Origin of the sequence: Streptomyces lonarensis, assembly GCF_012033735.1 — a bacterium.
In the GTDB taxonomy this organism is placed as follows: Bacteria; Actinomycetota; Actinomycetes; order Streptomycetales; family Streptomycetaceae; genus Streptomyces; species Streptomyces lonarensis.
Genome location: NZ_JAAVJD010000245.1, coordinates 1 through 7,489, shown reverse-complemented (window position 1 = coordinate 7,489; position 7,489 = coordinate 1). Strand labels below are relative to the sequence as shown.

The 7,489-nt window shown below is 73.4% G+C and carries 5 protein-coding genes; 4 read left to right on the top strand and 1 reads right to left on the bottom strand.

Going from position 1 to position 7,489, the window contains the following annotated elements; translation table 11 throughout:
* The first annotated feature begins 324 nt into the window (after positions 1-324).
* From HCN56_RS21655 to HCN56_RS21640, 4 genes are all read left to right on the top strand, one after another.
* A complete protein-coding gene (locus HCN56_RS21655; protein ID WP_167973684.1) occupies positions 325-1,719 on the top strand; it encodes an ABC transporter substrate-binding protein in 1,395 nt (464 codons plus the stop codon).
* Positions 1,720-1,740: 21 nt separating this feature from the next.
* Positions 1,741-3,039 (top strand): carbohydrate ABC transporter permease, encoded by a 1,299-nt coding sequence (locus tag HCN56_RS21650; protein WP_167973682.1) that lies wholly within the window; start codon positions 1,741-1,743, stop codon positions 3,037-3,039.
* On the top strand, positions 3,036-3,950 hold the full coding sequence (locus HCN56_RS21645; protein WP_167973680.1) for a carbohydrate ABC transporter permease: 915 nt from the start codon (positions 3,036-3,038) through the stop codon (positions 3,948-3,950). The genes HCN56_RS21650 and HCN56_RS21645 overlap by 4 nt, the downstream gene beginning before the upstream one ends.
* A 302-nt stretch (positions 3,951-4,252) precedes the next feature.
* Positions 4,253-6,154, top strand: coding sequence for a stealth family protein (locus HCN56_RS21640; protein ID WP_167973678.1), 1,902 nt, complete (start codon positions 4,253-4,255; stop codon positions 6,152-6,154).
* 130 nt (positions 6,155-6,284) lie between these two features.
* Here the strand turns inward: HCN56_RS21640 and HCN56_RS21635 are convergent, their stop codons facing one another.
* Entirely contained in the window at positions 6,285-7,304 is a 1,020-nt protein-coding gene (locus HCN56_RS21635; protein WP_167973676.1) for a polyprenol monophosphomannose synthase, read from the bottom strand.
* Positions 7,305-7,489: the final 185 nt, after the last annotated feature.

Genomic DNA, 7,489 nt, shown 5'->3' with positions numbered 1-7,489 from the left:
ACGCACGGCGGCGGGCGGCGCCGGCGGGCAGGCCCCGCCGCGGTCCCGCGACCGCCCCGTCCCGGGGCGACGCCGCGCCGCTCCCCCGCCGGGAGTACCCGGGCCGTACGCCGGGTACCGGAAGTTTGACCTGCTCGTAACAGAGCCATCACGAAAGAGCCGTTGACAGGTTGAACGCTCTTGCCTCGCACGCCCCCGCAGCGTAGGAACGGCTACCAGCGCCGGAACACGCGGCCCGGCCTGCCGCTGCGCAGCTCCGGGCCGGCGGGCCGGCGCCCTGTCCGATGAAGCGATGATGGTTCACAGGTAAAAAGGGCGGTCAACATGAGTAGTGCCATTCGACCCCGCGGCGGTACGCGGCAAGTCGGCCGGATCGCGGCGGTGTCCGTCGCGGCGGCCCTGGTACTCACGGCCTGCGGGAGCGATGACGACGGCGGCTCCGGCGGGGGCGGCGGCGGGGGCGGCGGCAGCGACTCCGCGCTGGACCTGCCCGACCTGTCCGGCGAGACGCTGGAGGTCGCCGGCGTGTGGACGGGCGCCGAGCAGTCCAACTTCATGGCGGCGATCGCCGACTTCGAGGAGCAGACGGGCGCCACCGTCAACTTCGTGCCGACCGGCGACAACCTGGCGACCTTCATCGGGCAGAAGATCGACGGCGGCGCCGCCCCGGACGTGGCGCTGGTGGCCCAGGTGGGCGTGGTCCACGAGTTCGCCGAGCGCGGCTGGCTGGCCCCCGTCGGCGACCTCGCGCAGGAGCAGCTCTCCGAGAACTACGACCAGGGCTGGCAGGACCTCGGCGCGTACGACGGCGAGCAGTACGGCGTCTACGTGAAGGCGGCCAACAAGTCGCTGGTCTGGTACAACACCACTTCCTTCACCAATGCGGGCGTCGAGGCGCCGACCACCTGGGACGAGTTCGTCTCCACCGCGGGGGTGCTGTCCGACTCGGGCGTGGACCCGGTCTCGGTCGGCGGCGCCGACGGCTGGACGCTGACGGACTGGTTCGAGAACATCTACCTCTCGCAGGCCGGCCCGGAGATGTACGACCAGCTCGCCGACCACGAGATCCCGTGGACCGACCAGAGCGTCACCGACGCGCTGACCACACTGGGCGAGCTGTTCGGCGAGGAGCGGCTGCTGGCGGGCGGTTCGGCGGGCGCGCTGCGCACCGACTTCCCGACCTCGGTGACGCAGACCTTCGCCGACCTGGACGCCCCCGCCGCGGCCATGGTCTACGAGGGCGACTTCGTCGCGTCGGTGATCAGCGACTCCACCGACGCCGTCGTCGGCGAGGACGCCCTGGTCTTCCCGTTCCCCGCCGTGGGTGACGACTCGCCGGTGGTCTCCGGCGGCGACGTTGCCGTGGCGCTCTCCCCCGACACCGGTGAGGCGACCGAGGCGCAGCAGGCGCTCATGGCCTTCCTGGCCTCCACGGACGCGGCGCGCACCTGGGCCGGGCAGGGCGGCTTCCTCTCCCCGAACAAGTCGCTGGAGTTCGACGCCTACCCGGACGACGTGCAGCGCGAGATCGCCGAGGCGCTGATCTCCGCGGGCGACGACTTCCGCTTCGACATGTCCGACCTGGCGCCGGCGGCGTTCGGTGGCACCACCGGGCAGGGCATGTGGCAGGCGCTGCAGGACTTCCTCCGCGACCCCGAGGACATCGAGGGCGTCCAGGAGTACCTGGAGTCGCAGGCCGCCTCCGCCTACGGCGACTGATCCGCGGGAGGACTGCGGACGATGGCGAAGGACTCCGGCGTCCTGCGAGGACGCCCCTGGGTCGTGGCCTGCTTCCTGTTGCCGGCGCTGCTCCTGCTGGGCGCGCTGGTGGTGTACCCGATCGTCTTCTCGCTCTACCGGAGCATGTTCGACGCCTCGGGTGACGGGTTCGTCGGTTTCGGCAACTACCAGTCGCTCTTCACCGACCCGGCCATTCGGAAGGCCCTGCAGAACAACCTGATCTGGCTCGCCGTGGCGCCCGCTGTCGCCACCGGACTCGGCCTGATCTTCGCGGTGCTCACCGAGCGCATCCGCTGGGCGACCGCGTTCAAGCTCTTGATCTTCATGCCCATGGCGATCTCGATGCTGGCCGCGGGCATCATCTTCCGTCTCGTCTACGAGGCGGACCCGGACCGGGGCGTGGCCAACGCCGTCGTCACCTCGGTTCACGACAGCTTCTCGGAGGGCGCGCCCTGGCCGGGCGCCCACCCGCGGCCCGACGACGGCCTGACCGAACAGCCCGACGGGTCGATCGTGCGGGAGGAGACCGTGGCGGCCGGGGACAGCGTGCTGCTGCCCCTGGTGCGCGTGGCTCCGCAGGACGTCGCCGACGCCGAGCCCGCCCGCGCCGCGGAGCCCGTGGCGGGAGAGGTCACCGGCACCGTCTGGCTCGACTTCTCGCAGGGTGGTGGTGGCGAGCCCGGTGTCATCGACGACGGCGAGAAGGCGCTCGCCGGCGTCACCGTCGAGGCGTGGGTCGACGGCCGGTCCGTCGCCTCCACCTCGACGGCGGAGGACGGCACGTTCTCCCTCCCGGCCGAGGCGGACGGCGCGGAGCTGCGGCTGGCCGCGTCCAACTTCGCCGCCTCCTACAACGGGGTGGACTGGCTCGGGCCCACGCTGGTGACACCGGCGATCATCGGCTCCTACGTCTGGATGTGGGCCGGTTTCGCGATGGTGCTCATCGCGGCGGGCCTCGCCGGGGTGCCCCGGGAGATCCTGGAGGCCGCCCGGGTGGACGGCGCCAACGAGTGGCAGGTGTTCCGGAGGGTCACGGTGCCGCTGCTCGCCCCGGTCCTCGGGGTGGTGATGGTGACGCTGATGATCAACGTGCTGAAGGTCTTCGACCTCGTGCTCATCATCGCGCCGGGCTCGGTGCAACCGGATGCCAACGTGCTGGCGCTCCAGCTGTACACCGTGTCGTTCGGCGCCGGCGCGGACCAGGGGCTCGGCTCGGCCATCGCGATCTTCCTGCTGCTGCTGGTGATCCCGGTGATGATCGTCAACGTGCGCCGGCTGCGTAAGGAGGCCCAGCGATGAGTACCCCCGCGACGAAACCCCCGGCGACCGCGGACGCGGCCGCCGGGAAGGGGGCTCCCCGCTCGTCGGTCGCCACCCGGCTGGTCGCGCTGCTCTCGGGCACCGCGGTCCGGGTGGTGCTGGTCGTCCTGGCGCTGCTGTGGCTGATGCCGACGGCGGGGCTGCTGATCTCCTCCTTCCGCGAGCCCCGGGACATGAACTCCAGCGGCTGGTGGACGGTGCTCAGCGACCCCGGGTCGCTGACCGGCGCCAACTACTCCCGCATCCTGGAGAACGACGCGATCACCGGGTCGCTGTGGACCACGGTGGTCATCACCGTGCCGGCCACCCTGCTGGTGCTGGTCCTGGGCGCGGCGGCGGCCTACGCCTTCGCGTGGATGGACTTCCCCGGCCGGGACTGGTGGTTCATCGGTGTCGTGGCGCTGCTGGTGGTGCCGATCCAGGTGGCGCTGATCCCGGTGGCGCGGCTCTTCAACACCCTCGGGATCTTCGAGACCACGATCGGTGTGGTGCTGTTCCACTCCGCGTTCGGCCTGCCGTTCGCGATCTTCCTGCTGCGCAACTTCTTCGCGGAGATCCCGCGGGAGCTGCTGGAGGCGGCGCGGCTGGACGGCGCCGGGGAGCTGCGGCTCTTCACCCGGGTGGTGCTGCCGCTGGGCGGCCCCGCCATCGCGGCGCTGGCGATCTTCCAGTTCATGTGGGTCTGGAACGACATGCTGGTGGCGCTGGTCTTCGCGGACCCGAGCACGCCGCCGATGACGGTCGCGCTGCAACAGCAGATGCGGCAGTTCGACGCCAACATCGACGTGCTGGCGCCCGGCGCCTTCCTGTCGATGCTGGTGCCGCTGGCGATCTTCTTCGCGTTCCAGAAGCAGTTCGTCGCGGGCATGATGGGCGGCGCGGTGAAATAGCCGGTCCTCGTCGGAACCACCGAGCAGGCGATGCCCGTTCACTCACACGAGTGAACGGGCATGTCCGTTCGCCGAGCGGTCGGCTGTCACCCGCGACTCTCGGACCACATCGGTGATGCCTCCTTTCCGGAAGGCTGGGAAGGAGTAGCGTGCGGCCCAGTGGTCGCACCCGGCCGCACGACGGGCCCCGCCGGGGACGGTGGGCCCGCCGGTGACGTGCGGCAGACTACGACGATGGTGACATTTCGCACCGCCCCGGACAGCCGAGGGCCGGGCGTGCACGTGGGAGGAGAGCCGGTGCGATGAGCGCACAACCGGAACAGGGGGGCAGCCGCACGAGCGGCACGGTCCGCAACCCCGAGGCGTCCACCCTGGTCGCGATCTACCGCAGAGTCGTGCCGCTGGCGGCACGCCGCGCCGTCGCGGGGCGTGCCTCGCTGCGGCTGCGGTCGGCGGTGAAGCGGTCGCTCACCCTCTCGCAGGCGCTGCCCGACCACATCGCCCAGCGGCGGGCGGGGTACGCGCTGCGCCGCTCCCCCGAGACCTTCGCGGCCCCCGGACGCCGACTGGTGACGGTCGACCGCCGCCCGAAGGCCGCCCACGTCCGTCCCCACCCCTCCCCGGTGCAGGCACAGGCCCAGGCCGTCCAGTGGGTGTGCGAGGCGCTGGAGGAGGCCGGGATCGAGCACTTCGCGGTGCGCGGCAACGACCCCGCCGCCGGCGTGGTCGGCGTCCCCGCCGCGCTGCGGGACTCCGCCGTCACGGTGCTGGCCGGCCTCGCCGCCCGCACCGCCGGCTACCTCACCACCGACGGCTCCGGCCGCACCGGGCCGCGCACCGCGCCCGCCATGGAGAGCCTGCTGCGCCGCCGCGCCCAGCAGTCGGCCGTGCTGCCGCTGTGCTGGTACTTCACCGACGCCGCCGGTGAGGCGGCGGTCGGCGACCGCTTCGGCTGCGACGTCGAGTTCTGGGCGGCCGACGAGCGCGGCGGGCTGCTCGCGCCCCGCGCCAACCGCTGCACGGACGAGGTCCCCCCGGGTGAGGAGACCGTCACCGTCCCGCTGACGCGGGTCAACCCGCTGCTGCCGGCGGCCGCGCTGCCGGGCGCCGCGGTCCGGACCCTCCCGGAGTTCTCCCACCCGCTGCCCGACGACATCCGCTTCCCCGTGGACGCGGTGTACACCTGGGTGGACGGCTCCGACCCGGCCTGGCTGCGGCGCCGCGCCGAGCACACCGGCGAGGGCTACCACGAGGAGGCCGCCAACGCCGCGCGCTTCCTCAGCCGCGACGAGCTGCGCTACTCGCTGCGCTCCCTGGCCCAGTACGCGCCGTGGATCAACCACGTGTACCTGGTCACCGACGACCAGACCCCCGACTGGCTGGACACCTCAAACCCGCGGATCACCGTCGTGAGCCACCGGGAGATCTTCGCCGACCCCTCCGTGCTGCCGACCTTCAACTCGCACGCCATCGAGAGCCAGCTGCACCACATCAAGGGGCTGTCGGAGCACTTCCTCTACCTCAACGACGACGTCTTCCTGGGGCGCCCGGCGACCCCGCAGGACTTCTTCCTCGCCAACGGCCTGTCGAAGTTCTTCCTCTCCAAGGCGCACGTGCCGTTCGGCCGCCCCTCGGCCGAGGACGTCCCGGTGTCGGTGGCGGGCAAGAACAACCGCACCGTCATCGAGGAGCGGTTCGGCTCCGTCATCACGCAGAAGATGAAGCACGTCCCGCACGCGCTGCAGCGCAGCGTGCTGCAGGAGATCGAGGAGGAGTTCGCCGAGCGGCACCGCACCACCGCGGCCAACCGGTTCCGCGAGCTGAACGACCTCTCGGTGACCTCCTCGCTGCACCACTACTACGCCTTCCTCACCGGGCGGGCCGTGCCCGGCGAGATGGTCTACAACTACTTCGACATGGCACACCCGCACACCCCGGCCCGGCTCGGCCGGCTGCTCGCGGCGCGCGACCGCTCGGTGTTCTGCCTCAACGACACCGTCTCCAGCGAGGCCGACCTGGCCGACCAGCTCGCGGTGATGAAGCCGTTCCTGCGGTCGTACTTCCCGTTCGCGAGCCCCTTCGAGCGGAGCGGCGACCGCGCCTCCTCCGGCGGCTCCAGGGGGTCGGGGTCAGCGGCCCTGACCGGCCCCGCGGCGGCCCCCGCCCCCCAGGCACCGCCCGTGCCCCCCGTGCCCGCGGGCTGACCCCGCCGGTACGAGCGCTGCGCGCGGCACCGCGCCACGCACCCACCGCACCGCCGGAGCACCTCGGGAGAGGCGCCCGGCGGTGCGGCGTTCCCACCCGGGCACGGCTGCGGTCAGGGCGCGGCTGCGGTCAGGGCGCGGCCGTTCGGTGCGGGCTGCGCCGCACCGCCTGCGGGCCGTGCGTCGGCGCGTCCGCGGCGCGGGCTCCGTCGGGCCACCGGCGGTGCGCTCCGCCCGGCCCGGCCGGGTCCCGCACCGCCCGCACCTCACCCGGGTCGCGCAGCTCCCGCAGGTCGCGCAGGCGGAGCCGCCACGGCAGGAACGCCGCCTCGGCCTGGACCGCCAGCGACATCTTCGAGACGCCGGCCCGCCGCTCCGCGAAGGTGATCGGCACCTCCACCGCGCGGGCGCCCGCCCGCAGCGCCCGGTGCTTCAGCTCCACCTGGAAGGCGTAGCCGGTGCTGCCGGCCGTCGCGGGCCGCAGCTGTCGCAGTGTCTCGACCCCCCAGAGGTTGAAGCCGCCCGTCAGGTCGCGCACCCGGGAGCCGAGGACGGTCTGCGCGTAGCGGTTGCCGCAGCCGGAGAGCAGCCGCCGGTGCAGCCCCCAGCGGGTGGACAGCGCGCCGCCGGGCACGTAGCGGCTGCCGACGACCAGTCCCGCCCCGAGCGAGTGCGCCACGCCGAGCAGCTCGGGGACGGCGACGACGGGATGGCTGCCGTCGGCGTCCATCTGGAGCACGTACCCGGTGCCCTGTTCGGCGAGCGCCCACCGCATCCCGGCGGCGTACGCGCGGCCCAGCCCGGCCTTCTCCGGGCGGTGCAGGACCGCCATGCGCCACGGGCGCCCGGGGGTGTTGTGGCGCAGCGCGAGCCGCTCCGCGAGCTGGCCCGTGCCGTCCGGGCTGGCGTCGTCGACCACCAGCAGCCGCAGCCCCGGCAGGGGCAGCGCCAGCAGCGCGTCGGCGACCACGGTGAGCGTCAGCGCCTCGTCGTAGGTGGGCATCACCACCGTCAGCGGCGTCGCCGCCCACTCGGCCGGCAGCACCAGGGGCCGCCGGCGGGCGGGGCGCCCGGCGAGCGGCACCGCCGCGCCGGCCCAGCCCGGCAGCTGGGTGGTTCCCGTCCCGGTCGTGGTGCGCGCTGACTCCATGCGGTCACGGTAGGCAGCCGGGGCGCCGCGCACCCCTCGGGCGGGCGGTACGGGTTACGCGCTGCGCCGGTCGGGTGAGCGCGTGACCCGCTGCTCCCGCCGCGGCGCGGCCACGGCTCGCGGGGCGGGTGGGGGCAAGCGCCCGGGACGCGGACGGGCGGCCCGGGAACGACGTCCCGGACCGC

What these genes read in the sequence shown, in the direction of transcription:
- HCN56_RS21645 (WP_167973680.1), top strand. Translation starts at nt 3,036, where the DNA reads ATGAGTACCCCCGCGACGAAACCCCCGGCGACCGCGGACGCGGCCGCC.
- HCN56_RS21635 (WP_167973676.1), bottom strand. Translation starts at nt 7,304, where the DNA reads ATGGAGTCAGCGCGCACCACGACCGGGACGGGAACCACCCAGCTGCCG.
- HCN56_RS21640 (WP_167973678.1), top strand. Translation starts at nt 4,253, where the DNA reads ATGAGCGCACAACCGGAACAGGGGGGCAGCCGCACGAGCGGCACGGTC.
- HCN56_RS21650 (WP_167973682.1), top strand. Translation starts at nt 1,741, where the DNA reads ATGGCGAAGGACTCCGGCGTCCTGCGAGGACGCCCCTGGGTCGTGGCC.
- HCN56_RS21655 (WP_167973684.1), top strand. Translation starts at nt 325, where the DNA reads ATGAGTAGTGCCATTCGACCCCGCGGCGGTACGCGGCAAGTCGGCCGG.